The organism is Lysobacter sp. KIS68-7, assembly GCF_021284745.1.
Classification (GTDB): Bacteria; Pseudomonadota; Gammaproteobacteria; order Xanthomonadales; family Xanthomonadaceae; genus Noviluteimonas.
In genome coordinates this window covers 2,706,258-2,726,701 of record NZ_CP089925.1, presented here as the reverse complement: position 1 = coordinate 2,726,701, position 20,444 = coordinate 2,706,258, and the positions used below count along the sequence as shown (strand labels likewise).

Genomic DNA, 20,444 nt, shown 5'->3' with positions numbered 1-20,444 from the left:
ATTACATCCCCAGCAGCATGCGGTGCGGATTTTCGAGCTGGTTCTTGATGTCCACCAGGAACAGCACCGCGTCCTTGCCGTCGATGATGCGGTGGTCGTAGCTCAGCGCGATGTACATCATCGGCGCGGCGATGACCTGGCCGTTCTCGACGATCGGGCGTTCCTTGATGGCGTGCATGCCGAGGATCGCGCTCTGCGGCGGGTTCACGATCGGCGTGGACATCAGCGAACCGAAGGTGCCGCCATTGGTGATGGTGAAGGTGCCGCCCTGCAGGTCTTCCAGCTTCAGGCCGCCTTCGCGCGCGGCCTTCGCGTAGCCCGCGATCGCCGCTTCGATTTCGGCGAAGCCCATGCGCTCGACGTTGCGCAGCACCGGCGTGACCAGGCCCTTGTCGGTGGACACGGCGATCGAGATGTCGGCGTAGCCGTGGTAGATCACGTCGTTGCCGTCGACCGAGGCGTTGACCGCCGGATGACGCGCGAGCGCGTTGGCGGCGGCCTTGGCGAAGAAGCTCATGAAGCCGAGCTTGATGCCGTTGGCCTTCTCGAAGGATTCGCCGAGCTCCTTGCGCATCTTCATGACGGCCGCGAGGTTGACTTCGTTGAACGAGGTCAGCATCGCGATGGAGTTCTTGGACTGCATCAGGCGTTCGGCGATGCGCGCGCGCATGCGCGTCATCGGCACGCGCTGTTCGGGGCGCGCGGAAGCAGCGACGGTGCCGCCGGACTTGGCGTAGTTGACGAGGTCTTCCTTCGTCACCGCACCGCGGCGGCCGGTGCCTTCGACCTGCGACGCGTCGATGCCTTCCTTCTCGGCGGTGAAGCGGGCGCCCGGCGGGAGCTGCGCGCTTGCGGCGGCAGGAGCCGGCGCAGCGGCCTTCGCAGGCGCAGCGGCGGCCGGAGCGGCGGCCTTCGGCGCTTCAGCCTTCGCAGGCGCCTCGGCCTTCGCCGGTGCGGCGGCGGCCACGGCACCTTCCTCGATCACCGCGATGACCTGCTGCGAGGTCACCGTGGCGCCTTCGGCGAACTTGATTTCCTTCAGCACGCCGTCGACCGGCGAGGGGACTTCGAGCACGACCTTGTCGGTCTCCAGGTCCAGCAGGTTTTCGTCGCGCTTGACCGCGTCGCCCGCTTTCTTGTGCCACGTCGCGATGGTCGCGTCGGACACGGATTCGGGGAGGACCGGGACTTTGACTTCGATGGTCATGGGTTCTTCCTGGAGATGTGTTGGTTATTCGGCGCTCGAATCGCCGTGCGCGGGATTGACCAGCGCATCGGCAACGAGCGCCGTCTGTTCGGCGACGTGTTCGGCAAGGTGGCCCGCGGCGGGCGAAGGCGAACGCGCGCGGCCGGCATAGCTGAGCGACTGCTTGGGCTGCAGGCAGGCACGCAGGTGGTGGTTGATCTGGTACCACGCGCCCTGGTTCTGCGGTTCTTCCTGGCACCACACCACCTCAAGGGCGGCGGGGAAGCGCTGCAGTTCGGCCACGAGTGCGGCGCGCGGGAACGGATACAGCTGTTCGACGCGGACGATCGCGACGTCCTTGAGTTCGCGCTTGGTCGCTTCCTCGAGCAGGTCGTAATACACCTTGCCGCCGCACACCACGACGCGCTTGACCTTCTTCAGGTCCGCGGCCTTGGCGGAGACGTTGCTCGCCGGGATCAGCGTCTGGAATTCGCCGTTGGCGAGTTCGTCCAGCGTGGAGACCGCGAGCTTGTGGCGCAGCAGCGACTTGGGCGTCATCACCACCAGCGGCTTGCGCGTGTTCATGCGCTGCTGGCGGCGGATCATGTGGAAGGCCTGCGCCGGCGTGGTCGGCGTGCACACCAGCATGTTGTCCAGCGCGCACAGCTGCAGGAAACGCTCCAGGCGCGCGGAGCTGTGCTCCGGACCCTGGCCTTCGTAACCGTGCGGCAGGAACAGCGCCAGGCCGCACAGGCGGCCCCACTTGGCTTCGCCCGACGACAGGAACTGGTCGATGACCACCTGCGCGCCGTTCGCGAAGTCGCCGAACTGCGCTTCCCAGATGTCGAGCGTGATGGGATCGGCGGTGGCGTAGCCGTATTCGAACGCCATCACCGCTTCTTCGCTGAGCAGCGAGTCGATGATGGCCACGTCCTGCTTGTCCTGCACGAGTTCGCGCAGCGGCAGGTAGTAACTGTCGGTGTTCTGGTCGTGCAGGATCGCGTGGCGGTGGAAGAACGTGCCGCGGCCGCAGTCCTGGCCGACCAGGCGCAGGCGGTTGCCTTCGGTCAGCAGCGTGGCGTAGGCGAGGTTTTCCGCGAAGCCCCAGTCGCCCGCGAGTTCGCCGGCGGCCATCTTGCGGCGGTCTTCGTAGATCTTCGCCACGCGCGGATGCAGCTTCACCGTGTCGGGGATCGTGTTGATCTGCGAGGCGAGCTTGTCGAGTTCCTTGCGCGCGACCTTGGTGTCGGTCTTGTCCGTGAGCTTGCCGGACAGGTACTTCGACCAGTCCACGGCGAGTTCGTCGGGCTTCACCTGCACGACTTCGGTGGTGACCTGGCCGGCGTCGAGCAGGTTGCGATAGCCGTCGGCCATCTTCTGCGCGTCGTCCGAAGCGATCTCGCCCGCGGAGGCCAGGCGCTCGGCATAGATCTCGCGCGTGGTCTTCATCGCGCGGATCTTCTGGTACATCAGCGGCTGCGTCGCGGCCGGCTCATCGGCTTCGTTGTGGCCGTGGCGGCGGTAGCAGACGAGGTCGACGACCACGTCCTTCGAGAAGCGCTGGCGGAAGTCGAACGCGAGTTCGGCCACGAAGGCCACCGCTTCCGGGTCGTCGCCGTTCACGTGCAGCACCGGCGCGCCGACCATCTTGGCCACGTCCGTGCAGTACAGCGTGGAGCGCGCGTCTTCGGCCGCGCTCGTGGTGAAGCCGACCTGGTTGTTGATGACGAGGTGCACGGTGCCGCCGACGGCGAAGCCGCGCGCCTGCGACATCTGGAACAGCTCCATCACCACGCCCTGGCCCGCGAACGCCGCGTCGCCGTGCATGAGGATGGGGAGCACCGTCTTGCGCTCGGTGTCGCCGCGGCGCAGCTGGCGCGAACGCACGCTGCCGGCGACCACCGGGTCGACGATTTCCAGGTGCGAGGGATTGAACGCGAGGGCGAGGTGCACCGGGCCGCCGGGCGTGGCGACGTCGGCGGAGAAGCCCATGTGGTACTTCACGTCGCCGGTGTGCGCCAGGCCGTCGTCGACGTGTTCGAACTTGCCTTCGAATTCGTCGAACAGCTTGCGCGGCGGCTTGCCGAGCGTGTTGACCAGCACGTTGAGGCGGCCGCGGTGGGCCATGCCCATCACGACTTCCTTGACGCCTGCTTCGCCGCCGCGACGGATGAACACGTCGAGCATCGGGATCAGGCTGTCGCCGCCTTCCAGCGAGAAACGCTTCTGGCCGACGTACTTGGTGTGCAGGTAGCGCTCCAGGCCCTCGGCGGCGGTGAGGCGTTCGAGGATGCGCTTCTTCTGCTCGGGCGTGCGGCCGTACCTGCCGCCCGCGTTTTCCAGGCGCTCCTGCATCCAGCGACGTTGTTCGACGTCGGTGATGTGCATGTACTCGGCGCCGATGGTGCCGGTGTAGGTGGCCTGCAGCAGCGCGAGGAGGTCGCGCAGCTTCATGTGGGAATGCCCGCCCACGCCGCCGGTGCTGAATTCGGCGTTGAGGTCGCCGTCCGACAGGTGGTGGAAGGACAGCGCCAGGTCCGGCGCGTCGGGCTTCGGCGCCATGCCGAGCGGGTCGAGGTTGGCCTGCAGGTGGCCGCGCGACCGGTAAGCCGTGATCAGCTTGCCGACCGAACGTTCGCGGGCATCGCCGGCGCCGGCGGGCGCGGCATCCAGGAGGCCGCGGGCGGCGCGGCGACCGGCTTCGGCCACCTGGTCCATGACGACCGAGTGCGGCACATCACCGGCTTCGCGACCTTTGAGGCCGTCGAAATACGCCTTCCATTTGGGCCCCACGGAGTCCGGGGCGACCAGGTACTGCTCGTACAGGTCCTCGAGGTAAGCGGCGTTGGCGCCGAGTTGGGAGGACTGGGCAAACTGCTTCAGGAGACTGTCCACGATGGGGCGAGGGCTTCTCGATGGGGGCAAGCGGCACCGCGCCCATGAATTGGGCGCGAAAGGACGGAAATTATAGCCCCGGGATTCGAGACGTTGCTCAAATCCCCAACGCCCGGTACTCGGTGACCGGGCGTGCGCGCTCCCAGACGGCCATGAAAGCCCCGCGCAACTGGCGCGCGCGGCCCGGCGAATGCAGGTCGGCTTCGCCGTCGAAACGGTGGCCGAGGGTGCGGAAGTAATAGCCGCCGGCGTCGGTGGTGATGTAGGCCGAGGGGTAGGCGCGGTCGACCGGGTCTTCCACTTCGCGGAACTGGAAGACGGTGGGCAGGCGCTGGGCGAGGGTCAGCAGCGGCGAGTTCTTGCGCTGCGGGGCCTCGGCATCCTGCAGGATCACGCGGATCTCGTTGCCGCGGCCGGCGGTGGCGAAGCGGCGGAAGGCATCGACGACGCCCGGGGCGTCGAACAGGCCCGGGTCGAGGTCGCGGGAGTAGAGCCACAGGCCCCGGCGCGAGGCATCGAGCAGCGAGACCACGGTGGCGATGGCGGTGTCGCGGTCGTCCACGGCCTTCGGGCCGGTGAGGTCGCGGCGCATGGCCTGGTGTTCGATGCCCGCTTCCCAGAAGCGTTCGCCATAGGGGTGGAAGCCGTGGCGCACGTAGAAGTCGATCGCCGAGACCTGCGCGTTGAGGCACACCTCGCGCCAGCCGCGCTCCTGCGCCTCTTCGATCAGCGCGAGCAGCAAGGCATCGCCCACGCCCTTGCCGCGCCAGGGCGGCAGCACGGCCATGCGGCCGATCTTGTGTTCGGGCGTGAGGCGCCCGGTGCCGATGGCGTTGCCGTCGAAGGCGCGCGCGATGACGTGGACGCACTGCGGATCCAGCGCGTCCCATTCCTCTTCGATGGGGACCTTCTGTTCGTCGACGAACACGGTCTCGCGCACCGTGCGCAGTTCGGGCAGCGCAAGGAGGTAATCGCCGACGGCTTCGACACGGAAGGGCTGGTTGGTGTCGATCATTCGTCCTCGTCCATGAGCATCTGGTAGTGGCCTGCTTCCATCAACGCGAAAACGGCATCGCGTCCGGCCTGTGACAGAGATGTGTAGAGCGCGCCATTCAGTTCGGCCGCGGCGGCCAACCTCTGCGCGTCGCGTGCAGGCAACGTGAAGCCAAGGCCGCTGACGAACAGGCGCGCACCCTTGGAAGCGCGGCGCCATGCGGCGCGCGACCACGGATGGCGCACCAGGCGCGCGCCGCGGCCGAAATCCCATTCCAGTTCGATGCGCGAGGGCATGGATTCGGCGGGGGCGACTTCGCCGGCGGCGCGGTAGAGCGTGGCGAAACGGGCGAACCAATCGCCGAGGCGATCGGGGTCGTTCATGCGCAGGGCGTTGAGTGCCGCGACGACGCGTTCCATCGCGGCCGCGTCGATTTCGTTGGGATCGGCGGGCACGGCGAGGTCAGGGTCGGCGTAGCGCAGCGATTCGTCCGCATCGGCGGCCAGCGTGTCGACGAAATCGCCGAGCAGTTCGGCCGTCGACGGCGCGCGCATGCCCACCGAGAAGGTGAGGCAGGGATCCTCGGCCACGCCGTGGTGCGGCACGCCGGGCGGGAGGTAGAGCATGTCGCCGGGGCCGAGGACCCAGTCGTGCGTCGGGTGGAATTCGCGCAGGAGCTTCAGGTCGACATCGTTGCGGAATTCGAGCGAAGGCGAGGGCGATGCATCGATCTGCCAACGACGATGGCCCTGCGCCTGCAACAGGAACACGTCGTACTGGTCGACATGCGCGCCGACCGAACCGCCCGTGGAGGCGAACGACACCATGATGTCGTCGATGCGCCAGCGCGGCAGGAAGTCGAAGGCGGGCAGCAAGGCGGCGACGTCGGCGTCCCATTTGTCGACGTCCTGCACGAGCAGCGTCCAGTCGTGGTCGCCGAGTTGCGGGAACAGCGATTCCTCGAACGGGCCGTGGCGCACCATCCACGAATCGCCCGCGCGGTCATGCGCGATCAGGCGCGAGAGCGCGGCCTCCTCGCAGGCCAGGCCCGCGAGGTCCTCCGGTTCGATCGGCGAAACGAATCCCGGGAACGCATTGCGGATCAGCAACGGGCGCTTCTGCCAGTAATCGCGCAGGAAGACGTCGGGCGGCATGCCCAGCAGCGGGAACCGCGAGGCGTCGACCTCGAACGGCAACGTGGATTGGGTGGTCTTGCGCTTCATTGCGTGGCGATCTCGTCGTAACCGCGGCCATGGAATTGCAGCAGGCACCAGCCATGCCCGAAGGGATCGGCGAGCTGCACGATGCGGCCCCAGCCGGCTTCGCGCACCGCGCCTTCCTGGATCGCGCCGGCGGCGACGGCGCGGATCAGGGCTTCATCGAAATCGTCGACGACGACATCGATGTGCACCGGCGTCCAATGCCGCAGGTAGTCGCGCGCGGCGGCCCCTGCGCCGATCGTGCCGGCGTTCTTGTGCAACAGGTAGAGCGGGACTTCGCCGCCGATCAGTTCCAGCGCGTCGTCGCCGAAGCGACGTCCGCGGCGCAGGCCGAAGGCGGCGGTGTAGAACGCCTCGGCGCTCGCAAGGTCCGGCACGTCGATGTTGACCAGCAGTCGCATCGCGCGCCGGTCCTCCTCAGATCTCGCGTGCCAGGCGTTCGGCGAGGCCGACGTAGGTCGCGGGCGTCAGCGTTTCGAGACGCTTGCGCGCATCGGCCGGCAGGTCGAGCGAGGCGATGAAGGTGCGCATCGATTCGGCGGTGATGCCCTGGCCGCGCGTGAGCGCCTTCAATTGTTCATAGGGATTGGGCAGGCCGTGGCGGCGCATCACCGTCTGCACGGCTTCGGCGAGCACTTCCCAGGCGGCGTCGAGGTCGGCGGCGAGGCGATCGGGATTCACGCTGAGCTTGGCCAGGCCGCGCTGCAGCGAATCGAAGCCGATCAGCGCATGGCCGAAGGCGGTGCCGAGCGCGCGCAGCACGGTGGAGTCGGTGAGGTCGCGCTGCCAGCGGCTGATCGGCAGCTTGGCGGCGAAGTGCTCGAACAACGCATTGGCGATGCCGAAGTTGCCTTCCGCGTTTTCGAAGTCGATCGGGTTGACCTTGTGCGGCATGGTCGAGCTGCCCACTTCGCCGGCCTTCACCGCCTGCTTGAAGTAGCCGAGCGAGATGTAGCCCCAGATGTCGCGGCACAGGTCGATGGCGATGGTGTCGATGCGCTTGCACGCGTCGCACAGTTCGGCGATGCCGTCGTGCGGTTCGATCTGCGTGGTGTAGGGCTGCCAGTCCAGGCCGAGGCCGGCGACGAAGCGGCTCGACAGCGCCGCCCAGTCGACTTCCGGATAGGCGGACACGTGCGCGTTGTAGTTGCCGACCGCACCGTTGATCTTGCCCGGCATCGGCAACTGCACGAGCACGTCGCGCTGGCGGTCCAGGCGGGCGACGACGTTCGCGATTTCCTTGCCGACCGTGGTGGGCGAGGCGGTCTGGCCGTGCGTGCGCGAGAGCATCGGCAGCGCGGCGTGCTCGTGCGCCATCGCGCGGAGCTTCGCGATCAGTTCGTCGAGCTTCGGCAGCAGCACGGTGTCGCGCGCTTCGCGCAGCATCAGTGCGTAGGAGAGGTTGTTGATGTCTTCGCTGGTGCAGGCGAAGTGGACGAATTCCAGCGCGGGGCCGAGGTCGGCGTCGTCCTTCAGGCGTTCCTTGATCAGGTATTCGACGGCCTTGACGTCGTGGTTGGTCGTGCGCTCGATCTCCTTGACGCGCGCGGCGTCGGCGACCGAGAGGTTCGCGGCCAGGGCCTTGAGGCGATCGCGTGCGCCCGGGGAGAAGGGCGGGAGTTCGCCGATGCCCTTTTCGTCGGCCAGCGCCAGCAACCATTCGACTTCGACGGTCACGCGCGCCTTGATCAGCCCGTACTCGGAAAAGATCGGGCGCAGCGCATCGACCTTGGCGGCGTAGCGGCCGTCGAGCGGGGACAGGGCGAGGAGCGGGGCGTCGGTCATTCGGGCGGGGCCGGTGCTGGGAGACGCGGAAGTTTAAACGGTCAGCGGCGTATGCTCCCGGCCGTCCCCAACGGAGATTTGGCGATGGCGAAGCGTGCGACGCGACGGAAGGTGCAGGGCGGCGAGCGCCTGGAGCACGACAGCATGGGCGAATTGCGGGTCCCCGCCGAGGCGCTCTGGGGCGCGCAGACGCAGCGCGCGGTGCAGAACTTCCCGATCTCCGGCCGGCCGATGCCGCGCGGGTTCATCCGTGCGCTGGGGCTGATCAAGGCCGCGGCCGCCGACGTCAACGCCGAGCTCGGCCTGCTGCCCAAGGGCCAGGCCCGCGCCATCCGCACCGCCGCGCTGTCGGTGGCCGCGGGCGCGCACGACACCGATTTCCCGATCGACATCTTCCAGACCGGCTCGGGCACATCGAGCAACATGAACGCCAACGAGGTCATCGCCGCGTTGGCCTCGCGCGCCGGCAAGGCGGTGCATCCCAACGACGACGTGAACCTCGGGCAGAGCTCGAACGATGTGATTCCGACGGCGATCCGCGTGTCCGCGCAGCTCGCGGTCGTCGAATCGCTGCTGCCCGCGCTCGATCACCTGCGCCTGACGATCGCACGCCGCGGGCGCTCGCTCGACCGCATCACCAAGACCGGCCGCACGCACCTGATGGATGCGATGCCGCTGACCTTCGCGCAGGAGTTCGGCGCATGGGCGGCGCAGCTCGCGTCCGCGCGCGAGCGCCTGGTCGACTGCGGCAAGCGCCTGCGCCGCCTGCCGATCGGCGGCACGGCGATCGGCACCGGCATCAACTGCGACCCGCGCTTCGGCAAGCGCATGGCGAAGACCCTGTCGACGCTCGCGCGCACGCGTTTCGATTCGGCCGCCGACAAGTTCGAAGGCATCGCGGCGCAGGACGATGCGGTGGAATTGTCGGGCCAGCTCAATGCGCTCGCGGTCGCCCTGATGAAGATCGCCAACGACCTGCGCTGGATGAACGCCGGTCCGCTCGCGGGCCTGGGCGAGATCGAACTGCCCGCGCTGCAGCCCGGCAGTTCGATCATGCCCGGCAAGGTGAACCCGGTGATCCCCGAAGCGACCTGCATGGTGTGCGCGCAGGTGATGGGGCAGCACACGACGATCTCGATCGCCGGTGCTTCGGGCAACTTCCAGCTCAACGTGATGCTGCCGCTGATTGCCGCGAACCTGCTGGACTCGATCGGCCTGTTGTCGAACGTGATGCGCCTGCTCGCCGACACCGCGATCGCGGGATTGAAGGTGCGGAAGGACAAGGTCGACGAAGCGCTCGGGCGCAATCCGATCCTGGTGACCGCGCTGAACCCGGTGATCGGTTACGAACGCGCTGCAGCGATCGCCAAGCGCGCGTATGCGGAACGTCGGCCGGTGCTGGACGTGGCGCGCGAGATGAGCGGCCTGCCGGAGAAGCAATTGCGCGCGCTGCTGGATCCGACTGCGCTGACGAAGGGCGGCATCCGCGCGGGTGGCGCGGGCGGCGGCGGCTGAAGCCCGCCCAAAAAAATTGCCCCGGCAGGGCCGGGGCAGTGGGGGGCTAGCGTCCTTCTTTCTTTGAACTGCGCTTATGGATGCGGGAGCGTCAGTTATCGTCGCGCCAGCGGCGCAGGCGGACCGCGCCGAAGAGCATCGCGATGCCGGCGATCGCGCCCACCCAGATCTGCGGCGAGGCGAACACCGAGTACATCTGTTGCAGGCTCAGCAGGCGGTCGAAATCCTCGGGGCCGTTGACGCTGATGCCGTTGGTCGCGGTCATCCACAGGCCGGGGAACACCGACGTCAGTGCGCGACCCACGATGTGCTGCCAGAACCAGGCGGTGTCCAGGTTGAACAGGTCCATGATGTCGAACCAGAACACGAAGATGCCGGCGAACAGCGGGATCATCACGGCCCACAGAAAGGGCTTGCTGCGCGACCAGGCGGAGCAGAGCATCAGCCAGCCGACGGTCGGCAGCGACCACAGCGCATACACCGGAATCGTGGCGATCAGCTTCGCGGCGATCTTCAGCGGGCTGCCCAGGCCCCACACGAGGGTGAAGGGATTGCCGCCGTGCACCGCCACGACCACGCTGACGAGCATCAGGAAGCCGAACATCGTGACCAGCGAGACAGCGGTGGCGATGACCGGGGCGACGATGGTCGCGCTGATCGCCTTCGACAACACCGTGTCGCGGTCCGACACCGGCAACGACTTCCAGAACAGCACGCTGCGGTCCTTGCGATCGTCGTAGAGCGCGCCGAGGCAGTAGAAGAACACCACGAAGCCCAGCACGATGAAGGGCCAGGTGCCCGACAGGAACAGGCTCAGGTCGATGCCCTGCGCCGCTTGGCGCATGTCGTCGGCGGACATGTGCTTGGTCAGCATGCCGATGTCGAGCTGGTTGATCCTGAACCCGTTGTCGCCGTGGATCTCGCCGTCGGCGATCGCTTTGCGCGCCACGACTTCACCGACGACGATCGCCATGAAGTACAGCACCAGCGAAATGCCGCCGGCCCAGATCGGCGCCCAGAAGAACCCGCCCTTGTGCTCCCAGAACTCGCGTCGCAGCAACAGGCGCAGCTTGTGGGTGGGGTGGGGGGCGGCAACCGGCGCGCGGGCCATGTCGCCGTCGAAAGTGGAAGCGTTCATGCGTAGGTTCCCTTCATGGTGGCGACGAACAGATCGGCCAGGCCCGGCGTGCGGGTTTCGCCGAGGTGGGCCAGGCGGCCCAGTTCGATGCCGTCGAACAGCATCACGGTCTTGCCGAACGGCAGGCTGCGTTCGTCGATCGGGCGCAGGCCGCGCGCTTCGTCGGCGCGGTCGGCGCTGACCAGCACTTCGACGTAACGCTCGCCCACGGCTTCCATCGGCGCTTCGAGCACGATCTTGCCGTCGCGGATGAACATCACGTCGGTGAGGATGTGTTCGATCTCCTCCACCTGGTGCGTGGTGATCACGATCGTCTTGTTCTCGTCGAAGTAGTCCTCCAGCAGGCGCTGGTAGAACTGCTTGCGATACAGGATGTCCAGGCCGAGCGTGGGTTCGTCGAGCACCAGCAGCTTGGCGTCGATGGCCATCACCAGCGCCAGGTGCAGCTGCACGATCATGCCCTTGGACAGCTCGCGCACCTTCATGTTGGGCTTGAGCTGGGTGTTGGCGAGGAAGCGTTCGCAGCGCGCGCGGTCGAAGCGCGGGTGCACGCCGGCGACGAACTCGATCGCTTCGCGCACGCGGATCCAGCGCGGCAGCACGGCGACGTCGGCGATGAAGCACACGTCGTTCATCAGCTCATCGCGCTGCGTGCGCGGATCGCGGCCGAGCACGCGCAGCTCGCCTTCGAAGGGGATCAGACCGAGCATCGCCTTCAGCGCGGTGGTCTTGCCGGCACCGTTCGGACCGATCAGGCCGACGATGCGGCCGGCCGGGATTTCGAAGGCGGTGTCGGCGAGCGCGAGCTTGTTCTTGTAAGCCTTGCGCAGGCCGCGGGCGCTTACCACGGACGTGGTGGCGGAGGTGGTCGTCGCGTTCATGCCTTCTCTCCGTTGCGCAGCAGGCGGTCGAGCGACAGCCCCAGGCGCTGGATGCGTTCGAGCACGAGCGGCCACTCTTCGCGGAGGAAGCGTTCGCGCTCGCTGTTCAGCAGTTTCTCCGATGCCCCTTCCGTGACGTACATACCGAGTCCCCTGCGTTTTTCGACAATGGCTTCGTCCGCGAGCTCCTGGTAGGCGCGCGAGACGGTGATGGGATTGAGCTGGTATTCGGCGGCCACCTGGCGCACGGAGGGCAGTGCGTCACCCGGCTTGAGGAGCCCGTCGAGCAGCATCGCGACGACGCGTTCCTTGAGCTGGCGGTAGATGGGAGCGCCGTCGCTCCATTCGATGGCGGTCATGGGTCAGCCTCGCGGTGCAAAGGAGAAGAAGGGCATCGCGACCGACTGGCGGCCGTGGAGGCGGGGAAGGGGCTTGGCGGCTTCGGCCTCCATCGGCGCGGCGTCGAATCCATCGGCCTGGTCGAAGGCGGCGGCGATGGCGGCGAGCGTGGCCGCTTCCGCCGCGAAGCCGGCGATCTCGCCGATCGCTTCGGATCCGTTCTTCGACTGGGCCAGTCGCGCCTGCAACTCGGCGGCGCGCGCTTCGATGCGCTTGCTCGCTTCCTGCACGTGCGTCGTGGCGACCTGCTGCTCCAGCGGCGCCGGCGCGGTCCGCACGGGGTTGGCTGCCATCAGGCCAAGGACCAACAGCCCGGTGGTCGCGAACAGCGCGGTGACCGTGTTGTGGAGCTTGCGGTTCATGGTGAACGTCCTGCTCTGGGTGATCGGTGTTGTAGGCAACTATAACACCACCATTCCCCTGGTCAACGACCAATCGCCCCAACTAAAGGCATAGGCCGACCGGGGGTGGGGCTCCCGCTTGCGGGCCATGGCAGACTTGCAGCCCTTCGCCCAATCGCAGACCCGAGGCTCACCGTGCGTCGCATCCCATTGATTTCCCTCGCCGGACTGCTGCTCGTGGCGGCCACGGCCTTCGCCTCGAAGACCGACCTGCTGGACCACAGCTACCGGCCGCTGGCCGGGAAGACACCGGTCTCGCTGGAAAAGACCTACGGCGGCGACGTGCTGCTGGTGGTCAACACGGCCAGCAAGTGCGGCTTCACCCCGCAGTTTGACGCGCTGGAAGGGCTGCACAAGAAGTACGCGGGCCAGGGCTTCGCGGTGCTCGGTTTCCCGTCGGGCGATTTCAAGGCGCAGGAATTCGACGACGAGAAGCAGATCCAGGAGTTCTGCAAGCTCACCTATGGCGTCAAGTTCCCGATGTTCGAGAAGGTGCATGTCGTCGGCGACGACGCCACGCCGTTCTACAAGGACCTCACCGCCGTGTCGGGCGATGCGCCGAAGTGGAACTTCCACAAATACCTGCTGGGCCGCGACGGGCGTTTGATCGCCAGCTGGGGCTCGAAGACCACGCCGGACGACAAGCAGATCGTCGAGGCGATCGAACAGGCGCTCAAGGCCCCGCGTCCGGCCGGCAAGGGCGGCTGAGCGACGGCGCAACATTCGCACGGTGGCGCGTTGCCCGCGCCCCCCGTGCGCCCCGACAATAGCCGGCCGCGCACTCGCCGCGGCCATCATGCTTGCCACCAGGAGTCATCGGATGAAGGGTTTCGTGCGCGGCGCCGCCGCGTTGTTGTTGCTGGTCGCTGCCCTCGGTGCGCAGGCGCAGGAGAAGAAAGTGTTGAATACCGAACGCGACAAGGTCAGTTACATGGTCGGCATGGACGTCGGCAGCTCCATCGCGCCGGTCGGCCGCGACATCGACATGGCCGCGTTCGACAAGGCCGTGCGCAATGCCTTCGCAGGCGGCAAGCCGCTGATCGACGATGCGACCGCGAAGAAGACCCACGAACAGCTGATGGCGCGCATCTCCGCGCGCAACGGCCAGCCGCCGGGCGCCAGTGACGCGAAGCTGCCGGAAGTGTCGAAGTCGAACGTGGGCCTGCTCATCGGCGCCGACGTCGGCCGCTCGCTCAAGCCGGTCCAGGACGAAATCGACGTGCCGACGATGATGCAGGCCATCCGCACCACCTTCGCCAAGGGCACGCTGCTGCTGTCGGACGAGGAAGCGCGTGCGGTGGGCGTGGCGTTCTCGCAGCGCCAGCAGGAACGCCTGGGCAAGGAAACCGCGGCCCTGGCCGAGAAGAACAAGACCGAAGGCGCCGCCTTCCTCGCGAAGAACAAGACGCAGAAGGGCGTGTTCACCACGCCGTCGGGCCTGCAGTACATGGTGCTGCGCCAGGGCGCGGGCCTGCGTCCGAAGCCCACCGACAAGGTGCGCGTCAATTACGAAGGCAAGCTGCTCGACGGCACCGTCTTCGACAGCTCCTACGAGCACGGCCAACCGGCCGAATTCCCCCTCACGCAGGTCATCGCGGGCTGGTCCGAAGGCGTCTCGATGATGCCGGTCGGCGCCAAGTACCGCTTCTGGGTGCCCGGCGAGCTGGCCTACGGGGAACAAGGCCCCCCGGACATCGGTCCGAACGCGACGCTGCAGTTCGATGTCGAGCTGCTCGACATCGTTCCCTGACCCACTGCTCACCACCCCTTCAGGCCGCACGCGGATAGTGCGGCTCTTTTCGGAATACCGAACTTTCCAGTTCGAACCTTTCAGGAGCGCCACCGATGAAGTCTTCCCTGCGCCACGCCCTTGTGTTGTCCGCCGCCGCCGCGGCCGTTTTCGCCGCCGGTTGCAACAAGCAGGAGGCCGCCAAGACCGAGGCCAACGCGCCGGCCGCCGCGTCCACCGCCAAGGGTGCCCAGATCGCGGGCCTGCCCACCGAGAAGGACCAGGTGAGCTACATGGTCGGCATGGCGCTGGCCAAGCAGCTGGACCCGATCAAGGACGAGATCGACGTCGACATGATCACCAAGGCCATCAAGTCCTCGCTCGCCGGCGAGAAGCTGCTGATGACCGAAGACCAGGCGCGTTCCGTCGGTGAGAACTTCGGCCAGAAGATGCAGGCCAAGCAGATCGCCAAGGCGATGGCCGATGCGAAGAAGAACCTCGAGGAAGGCCAGAAGTTCGCCGCCGACAACGCCAAGAAGCCGGGCGTGCTGACCACGGCCTCGGGCCTGCAGTACCAGGTCGTGACCGAAGGCAAGGGCCCGAAGCCGAAGGCCGGCGACGTGGTCCGCGTGCACTACAAGGGCGCCACGCTCGACGGCAAGACCTTCGACAGCTCCTACGATCGCGGCCAGCCGGTCGTCTTCCCGCTCGACCAGGTCGTGCCGGGCTGGCAGGAAGGCCTGCAGCTGATGCCGGTGGGCAGCAAGTTCAAGCTGTGGATCCCGGGCAACCTGGGTTACGGCGAAAAGGGTACGCCGGGCGGCCCGATCGGCCCGAACGCGACGCTCGTGTTCGACGTCGAGCTGCTCGACATCGTCCAGCCGCCGAAGCAGTAACCAGGCCCCGCGTCCCCCCGTCACGCTGACGGCTTCACCGCGGCGTGACGTTTTCGGCTGCGACCATGGCGGCCTTCCAAGCTCTTCAGGACACTGCATGCGCGTCACCATTTTCGGCACCGGTTACGTCGGGCTCGTCACCGGCACCTGCCTGGCGGAGGTCGGCCACGACGTCGTCTGCGTCGACATCGACGAAGCGAAGGTCGAAGGCCTCAATCGTGGCGTGATCCCGATCTACGAGCCGGGCCTGGAGCCGATGGTCAAGGCGAACCACGCCGCCGGCCGCCTGAATTTCACCACCGACGCCGCGCATGCGATCGAACACGGCGATGTGTTGTTCATCGCCGTCGGCACGCCGCCCGACGAGGACGGCAGCGCCGACCTCAAGTACGTGCTCGCCGTGGCGCGCACGATTGGCCAGCACCTGCAGCGCGCTGCGGTGGTGGTGAACAAGTCGACCGTGCCGGTCGGCACCGCCGACAAGGTGCGAACGGCGATTTCGCAGGAACTCCTGCAGCGCCGCACGACGCTCGTGTTCGACGTCGTCAGCAATCCCGAATTCCTCAAGGAAGGCGATGCGGTCAACGACTGCATGCGCCCCGATCGCATCGTGGTCGGCACCGACAGCGCGCCTGCGCTGGAAAAGCTCAAGCGTCTGTACGCGCCGTTCAACCGCAACCATGAGCGCATCGTGGCGATGGACGTCCGTTCGGCCGAGCTGACCAAGTACGCCGCCAACGCCATGCTCGCCACGAAGATTTCCTTCATGAACGAGATGGCGAACATCGCAGAGCAGGTGGGCGCCGACATCGAAATGGTGCGCCAGGGCATCGGCTCGGATCCGCGCATCGGCTGGCACTTCATCTACCCGGGCGCCGGTTACGGTGGCTCGTGCTTCCCGAAGGACGTGCAGGCGCTGGCCTGGACCGCGCAGCAGTACGGCTGCAATCCGCGCCTGCTGGACGCCGTGGAAGCGGTGAACGAAGCGCAGAAGCAGCACTTGTTCGAACTGATGACGCGCCACTTCGGCGACGTGCGCGGCAAGACCGTTGCCGTGTGGGGCCTGGCGTTCAAGCCGAACACCGACGACATGCGCGCCGCCTCCAGCCGCGAACTGCTCGCGCAACTGTGGGATGCGGGTGCCAAGGTGCAGGCCTACGACCCGGAAGCCACGCAGGAAGCGCGCCGCATCTTCGGCGACCGCGCCGACCTGCACCTGTGCGCCTCCGCGGGTGAAGCGCTGAAGGGTGCCGATGCGCTCGTCGTGGTCACCGAGTGGAAGCAGTTCCGTAGCCCGGATTTCGCCAGGCTCGCGAACACGCTGACCGACAAGGTCGTGTTCGACGGCCGCAACCTGTACGACCCGGCGGAAGTCGAAGCCGCGGGCCTGGCGTACTACGGCATCGGCCGCGGCCGCTCGGTGCGCAAGCCCGACTGATGGCGACGCCCGATCCAAGTTCGCTGGAAGCGCGCCTCGAAGAACTCGAGACGCGCCTGGCCTTCCAGGAACACGCGCTGTCGGAAATGAGCGACGCGTTGGCGCAGGCGCGCCACGAAGCCGAACGCAATGCCGAACTGGTGCGCCGCGTGATGGAGGAACTCAAGTCCTCGCGCGCCAGCTTCCTGGCCGATCCCGCCGAAGAACCGCCGCCGCCGCATTACTGAACCCCGGGACTGTGCAAGGGGGATGGCGTTGCGGCATCCTTCCTTCGTCCCACGCACTACCGCAGTCCCCCATGAGCGATTCCCTGCGCGACCAGTTGCTCGGCCTCGGCTTCAAGCCGGCGCCGGCCCCCGCCCGCAAGCCCGAACCCAAGACGCCGCATGGCGCGAAGCCTGCGCATGGCAAGCCCGCGCACGGAAAGCCCGTGCACGGCAAGCCGCCGCATGGGAAACCCGCGCATGGCAAGCCTTCGCAGGGCAGGCCGCCGCAGGGCAGGCCGCCCCAGGGCAAGCCGAAGTCGCGCGAAGAAATCGACCTCGCCAAGGCCTATGCGATCCGTGCGCAGAAGGAGAAGGACGAGCGCATCGAAGCCGAACGCCTGAAGCAGGAAGAGGCGCGCAAGCGTCGCGAGGCCAAGGCCGCGCTCGCCGAATTCCTGAAGGACAAGGGGCGCAACGATGCGGGCGCGGAGATCGCGCGCCATTTCGAGTATGGCGGCAAGATCAAGCGCATCTACGTCACCGATGCGCAATTGAAGTCGCTCAACGCCGGCGAACTCGGCGTGGTGCAGATGGACGGGCGTTACCTGCTGGTGGATGCGGACACGCTGGCCAAGGCCGAAGCGATCTTCGCGCCCGCGGTTGCGCTGAAGGTCGATCCGAATGCGCCGGCGGGGGACGATCCGTACAGCGATCCGCAGTATCAGGTGCCGGACGATCTGGTCTGGTGATCGTGCGTCGCCGTAAGTCCTGCGGCGACGTCGAGCATGAAACGCGTCAGGCCTTCTTCCCATTCCGGCGAACGCTTGCAGTCCTGGAATGAGCGCCCGTACTTGCAGGGCCGCAAGCCGCTGACGAACCTGGCGAACACGAACGCGTTGTCGCGATCATGTTGCCCAGCACGTGCACGGTCAACGGATACGGCTTGGTCTCCGAGACGACGATGTCGACGCGGATGGCGTCGCCATCCGGCTTCGAGAATGCCCGCAGTGTGTGCCTGCGGGTCTTGCGTTCGAATGCCGGCCTCCCCGTGACCTTCGAAGGCGCTGAACCGACATAGACACGCAGGATTTCGCCACCCGTCCTGTCGGTCAGTTCGAACAGGCTGAAGTCGGCGGGCGAGGACTGTGTCAGTTTCGCTTCCCACGGCAAATGCGTGCATGCGAGCGTGAACCACGCGTCGCAACCGTAGGTGGGAGCCACCTGGATGGTGCGGGTGTCTTCGGCGGAAACGGGGTTGTCGATGCGAGCGTCAGTGCAAGGAACGTCGCGGGAATCACCGTTCGTTCCTTCGGATGTTGGTGCGCGCGTTGATGATGCCCTCGACCGTCGTCGATTCCACCCGTCCCGGGACCTGGTTCATGATCTTGTCGCCGTGCGCTGGATCCGGAAGGCCGGTGATGGGGTCATAGAGATCGTCGATGCCTCCGAGGTGCGAGAACTCATGCGCCGGTACGCCATTTGCCGTGAAGCGGTCCAGGACGTCGATTTCTGCGCGCCTTCCGCCAATTTCCGCGTTGCTGCGCTCGGCGCCCTCGACGAGCATGACGTCGTTCCGAGCGCGTCGCGGCGTCCTGCCGTCGATTTCGGTGATCGCGAAGTTCACCTGCGTGTCTGTGCCATTGACCCGATAGGTTCCGGACATGGCCTCGACGAACGCGTGGATCCGGTCGATGCGCTCCTGCGTCGCCGCCGGACCATGGAAACGCGTTGGAAAGTGGACGCTGACGTCCCCGTTCCGGTGATGGGTGACGATCGCAACGCGCCCGTCGGGATCGACGTACTTGTAGGGGTTGTTGTTGGCGTAGGCATATCGATTGAAGTGGCCTCCGGTGCTCGCATCCGCCTTGACGGGGTCGACGGACAGGAAGCGCGCGTCCGCGCCGAAAACGGAAAGGCCCGCGGCCAGGCATGCGATGCGCTTCATGAATCTCCACGAGGACGGTGGAATCGACCAGTGGATTGCGACGCGCGCCGTGCCGCAAGTCCTGGCCCCCGTTCCGAGACGTTTCACCCCGCGATCAGTGTCCGCTCCCGCACTCGTTCGGCGTAGCTCCAAGCGATATGGGCCCCTTGCGCACCGAACTGATCGTGGGGGTCACCAGCCACCGCGATCTCGACCCGACACAACTGCCCGTGTTGCGCGACCAGGTGCGCGCCGCGTTCGCCGAGTTGCGCGAGCGTTATCCCGAGCTCTCGCTCGTCCTGCTCTCCGCGCTGGCCGAGGGCGGGGATCGGCTCGTGGCGGAAGTCGCGCTGGATTTTGGCGCGCGGCTCGTCGTGCCCTTGCCGCTGCCCCTCTCGCTGTATCGCGAGGACTTCGCCTCGCAAACCTCCAAGGTGGCCTTCGATACCTTGCTGGCGGGCGCCGAAGTGGTGTCCATCGCCTGCGACGAACGCGAACTCGACGCGCTGCGCCAGGTCGGTCCCGCGCGCGATCGCCAATACCTGCAGGCGGGGCTGTTCGTCGCCAACCATTGCCATGTGCTGTTCGCGCTGTGGGATGGGCGCAACGAAAGCGGCACGGGCGGCACGGCGCAGGTGGTGCGTTATTACCTCGGCGGTCCGGTGCCCGGCGCGCGGCGCGCCACCGACAACCTGCGGCAGATGCTCGCGGGCGACGACGACAGCCTCGTGCTCCTGCTGCCCGCGCACCGCATGAACGGCGAACGCAACCACGTGCACGAAAACGGCGCGCCGCAATGGTGCACGAGTGGTGCGCAGCGTCCGTTCGCGGCCGGCATGCCGCCGGACTACGACCGCATCTTCCTGCGCATGCAGGCCTTCGAAACCGATCGGCGCACGCTGGACGACCATGTGCTGCCCGCCGCCAGCGACGATGTCGCCGAGCGCACGTGGCGCGAGGCGGATGCGCTCGCCGTGCGCTACCAGCGCCGCACGCAGTGGGCCATGCGCGCAATTCACGGCCTGGCGGTCGCCATGGGCCTGGCGCTGCTGCTGTATTCCGACCTCGGCGCGCCCGACTGGATGCTGTGGGCGTTCCTCGCCTTGTTCGCGATCGGCCTGGCGATCGCGGCGGCCGCGGCGCGCCACGACTGGCATCGCAAGTACATCGACTATCGCGCCCTGGCCGAGGGCTTGCGCGTGCAGACGTTCTGGCGTCGCGCGGGCCTGACGATCACCGGCGATGCGGAATTCGCGCACGACAACTTCATGCAGAAGCAGGACGTCGAGCTCGGCTGGATCCGCAACGTGATGCGGCAGGTCGGCCTGTCGCCGACCAGCGCGCCGCGCGATTCGGACGAAGCGGCGCACATCGTCGACGAGGTCGTGGACGCGTGGGTGGGGCGCCCCGGGCAATCGGGGCAATTGGCGTACTACGAACGCAAATCGGTGTTGCGCGCGCGGCACCACGTGCGCACGCAACGCCTGGGCGCGGCCTGCCTGTGGGCGGGCATCGCGATCAGCGTGTTGCTCGCGCTGTTCCACAAAGGCTTGGGCGACACCACGCGCAACGTGCTGGTGACGCTGATGGGCGCGTTGTCGCTCGTGGCGGCGGTGCGCGAGGCGTATGCCTATCGCAAGGCGGACAAGGAGTTGGTGAAGCAGTACCGCTTCATGCACCGCATCTACCGCAATGCGCGAATGGCGCTGGATGCCGCACCGGGCACGCAGGAGAAGCGGGAAATCCTGCGCGCGCTGGGCGAGGCGGCTCTCGCGGAGCACGCCGAGTGGGCGCTGATGCATCGGGACCGCCCGATCGAACACGGGCGGCCCTGAGC

General features: G+C 67.2%; 20 protein-coding genes. 8 read left to right on the top strand and 12 right to left on the bottom strand.

Annotated elements, in window-relative coordinates; genetic code table 11:
- Position 1: 1 nt before the first annotated feature.
- The 6 genes from sucB to purB form a co-directional block, all read right to left on the bottom strand.
- Positions 2–1,207: a dihydrolipoyllysine-residue succinyltransferase gene (gene sucB, locus LVB87_RS13215; protein ID WP_232898420.1), complete on the bottom strand. Its 1,206-nt coding sequence runs from the start codon at positions 1,205–1,207 to the stop codon at positions 2–4.
- Positions 1,208–1,231: 24 nt separating this feature from the next.
- Positions 1,232–4,081, bottom strand: a complete 2,850-nt coding sequence (locus LVB87_RS13210) for a 2-oxoglutarate dehydrogenase E1 component (protein ID WP_232898419.1) — start codon at positions 4,079–4,081, stop codon at positions 1,232–1,234.
- A 97-nt stretch (positions 4,082–4,178) separates the two neighbouring features.
- Positions 4,179–5,096, bottom strand: coding sequence for a GNAT family N-acetyltransferase (locus LVB87_RS13205; RefSeq protein ID WP_232898418.1), 918 nt, complete (start codon positions 5,094–5,096; stop codon positions 4,179–4,181).
- Complete coding sequence (locus LVB87_RS13200) at positions 5,093–6,298, bottom strand: cupin domain-containing protein (protein ID WP_232898417.1); 1,206 nt, start codon at positions 6,296–6,298, stop codon at positions 5,093–5,095. Before LVB87_RS13200 ends, LVB87_RS13205 begins: the two co-directional genes overlap by 4 nt.
- Positions 6,295–6,696 carry a VOC family protein gene (locus LVB87_RS13195; RefSeq protein ID WP_232898416.1) on the bottom strand — a complete coding sequence of 134 codons (402 nt, stop codon included), beginning with the start codon at positions 6,694–6,696 and terminating at the stop codon, positions 6,295–6,297. Before LVB87_RS13195 ends, LVB87_RS13200 begins: the two co-directional genes overlap by 4 nt.
- A gap of 16 nt (positions 6,697–6,712) precedes the next feature.
- Positions 6,713–8,080, bottom strand: coding sequence for an adenylosuccinate lyase (purB, locus tag LVB87_RS13190; protein ID WP_232898415.1), 1,368 nt, complete (start codon positions 8,078–8,080; stop codon positions 6,713–6,715).
- Positions 8,081–8,164: 84 nt separating this feature from the next.
- Between purB and LVB87_RS13185 the strand changes: the two genes are divergently transcribed.
- Entirely contained in the window at positions 8,165–9,595 is a 1,431-nt protein-coding gene (locus LVB87_RS13185) for a class II fumarate hydratase (RefSeq protein ID WP_232898414.1), read from the top strand.
- A 91-nt stretch (positions 9,596–9,686) separates the two neighbouring features.
- On the opposite strand, the gene LVB87_RS13180 is transcribed toward LVB87_RS13185, so the two are convergent.
- Genes LVB87_RS13180 through LVB87_RS13165 form a run of 4 tightly spaced genes read right to left on the bottom strand, consistent with a single transcriptional unit; the run spans position 9,687 to position 12,375 of the window.
- The gene (locus LVB87_RS13180) at positions 9,687–10,706 is read right to left on the bottom strand and encodes a hypothetical protein (RefSeq protein ID WP_232900560.1); all 1,020 of its coding nucleotides are present in this window, start codon (positions 10,704–10,706) and stop codon (positions 9,687–9,689) included.
- 23 nt (positions 10,707–10,729) lie between these two features.
- Positions 10,730–11,614: an ABC transporter ATP-binding protein gene (locus LVB87_RS13175; protein WP_232898413.1), complete on the bottom strand. Its 885-nt coding sequence runs from the start codon at positions 11,612–11,614 to the stop codon at positions 10,730–10,732.
- Positions 11,611–11,973 (bottom strand): GntR family transcriptional regulator, encoded by a 363-nt coding sequence (locus LVB87_RS13170; protein WP_232898412.1) that lies wholly within the window; start codon positions 11,971–11,973, stop codon positions 11,611–11,613. The genes LVB87_RS13175 and LVB87_RS13170 overlap by 4 nt, the downstream gene beginning before the upstream one ends.
- Positions 11,974–11,976: 3 nt before the next feature.
- Complete coding sequence (locus LVB87_RS13165; protein WP_232898411.1) at positions 11,977–12,375, bottom strand: hypothetical protein; 399 nt, start codon at positions 12,373–12,375, stop codon at positions 11,977–11,979.
- A gap of 174 nt (positions 12,376–12,549) precedes the next feature.
- Between LVB87_RS13165 and LVB87_RS13160 the strand changes: the two genes are divergently transcribed.
- The 6 genes from LVB87_RS13160 to LVB87_RS13135 all read left to right on the top strand — a co-directional run bounded on the left by LVB87_RS13160 (position 12,550) and on the right by LVB87_RS13135 (position 17,432).
- Complete coding sequence (locus LVB87_RS13160) at positions 12,550–13,122, top strand: glutathione peroxidase (protein WP_343223397.1); 573 nt, start codon at positions 12,550–12,552, stop codon at positions 13,120–13,122.
- Positions 13,123–13,234: 112 nt separating this feature from the next.
- Positions 13,235–14,164 carry an FKBP-type peptidyl-prolyl cis-trans isomerase gene (locus LVB87_RS13155; protein WP_232898410.1) on the top strand — a complete coding sequence of 310 codons (930 nt, stop codon included), beginning with the start codon at positions 13,235–13,237 and terminating at the stop codon, positions 14,162–14,164.
- Positions 14,165–14,259: 95 nt separating this feature from the next.
- A complete protein-coding gene (locus LVB87_RS13150) occupies positions 14,260–15,039 on the top strand; it encodes an FKBP-type peptidyl-prolyl cis-trans isomerase (RefSeq protein ID WP_232898409.1) in 780 nt (259 codons plus the stop codon).
- Between the two features lie 97 nt (positions 15,040–15,136).
- On the top strand, positions 15,137–16,477 hold the full coding sequence (locus LVB87_RS13145; RefSeq protein WP_232898408.1) for a UDP-glucose/GDP-mannose dehydrogenase family protein: 1,341 nt from the start codon (positions 15,137–15,139) through the stop codon (positions 16,475–16,477).
- Entirely contained in the window at positions 16,477–16,704 is a 228-nt protein-coding gene (locus tag LVB87_RS13140; protein WP_232898407.1) for a SlyX family protein, read from the top strand. The genes LVB87_RS13145 and LVB87_RS13140 overlap by 1 nt, the downstream gene beginning before the upstream one ends.
- Positions 16,705–16,775: 71 nt before the next feature.
- Complete coding sequence (locus LVB87_RS13135; RefSeq protein WP_232898406.1) at positions 16,776–17,432, top strand: DUF2058 family protein; 657 nt, start codon at positions 16,776–16,778, stop codon at positions 17,430–17,432.
- 46 nt (positions 17,433–17,478) lie between these two features.
- Here LVB87_RS13135 and LVB87_RS13130 read toward each other — a convergent pair whose 3' ends face one another.
- Positions 17,479–17,904, bottom strand: a complete 426-nt coding sequence (locus LVB87_RS13130; RefSeq protein WP_232898405.1) for a hypothetical protein — start codon at positions 17,902–17,904, stop codon at positions 17,479–17,481.
- A 73-nt stretch (positions 17,905–17,977) separates the two neighbouring features.
- Positions 17,978–18,628, bottom strand: coding sequence for an RHS repeat-associated core domain-containing protein (locus LVB87_RS13125; protein WP_232898404.1), 651 nt, complete (start codon positions 18,626–18,628; stop codon positions 17,978–17,980).
- 146 nt (positions 18,629–18,774) lie between these two features.
- Between LVB87_RS13125 and LVB87_RS13120 the strand changes: the two genes are divergently transcribed.
- Positions 18,775–20,442 carry a hypothetical protein gene (locus LVB87_RS13120; protein ID WP_232898403.1) on the top strand — a complete coding sequence of 556 codons (1,668 nt, stop codon included), beginning with the start codon at positions 18,775–18,777 and terminating at the stop codon, positions 20,440–20,442.
- The last annotated feature ends 2 nt before the right edge of the window (positions 20,443–20,444 follow it).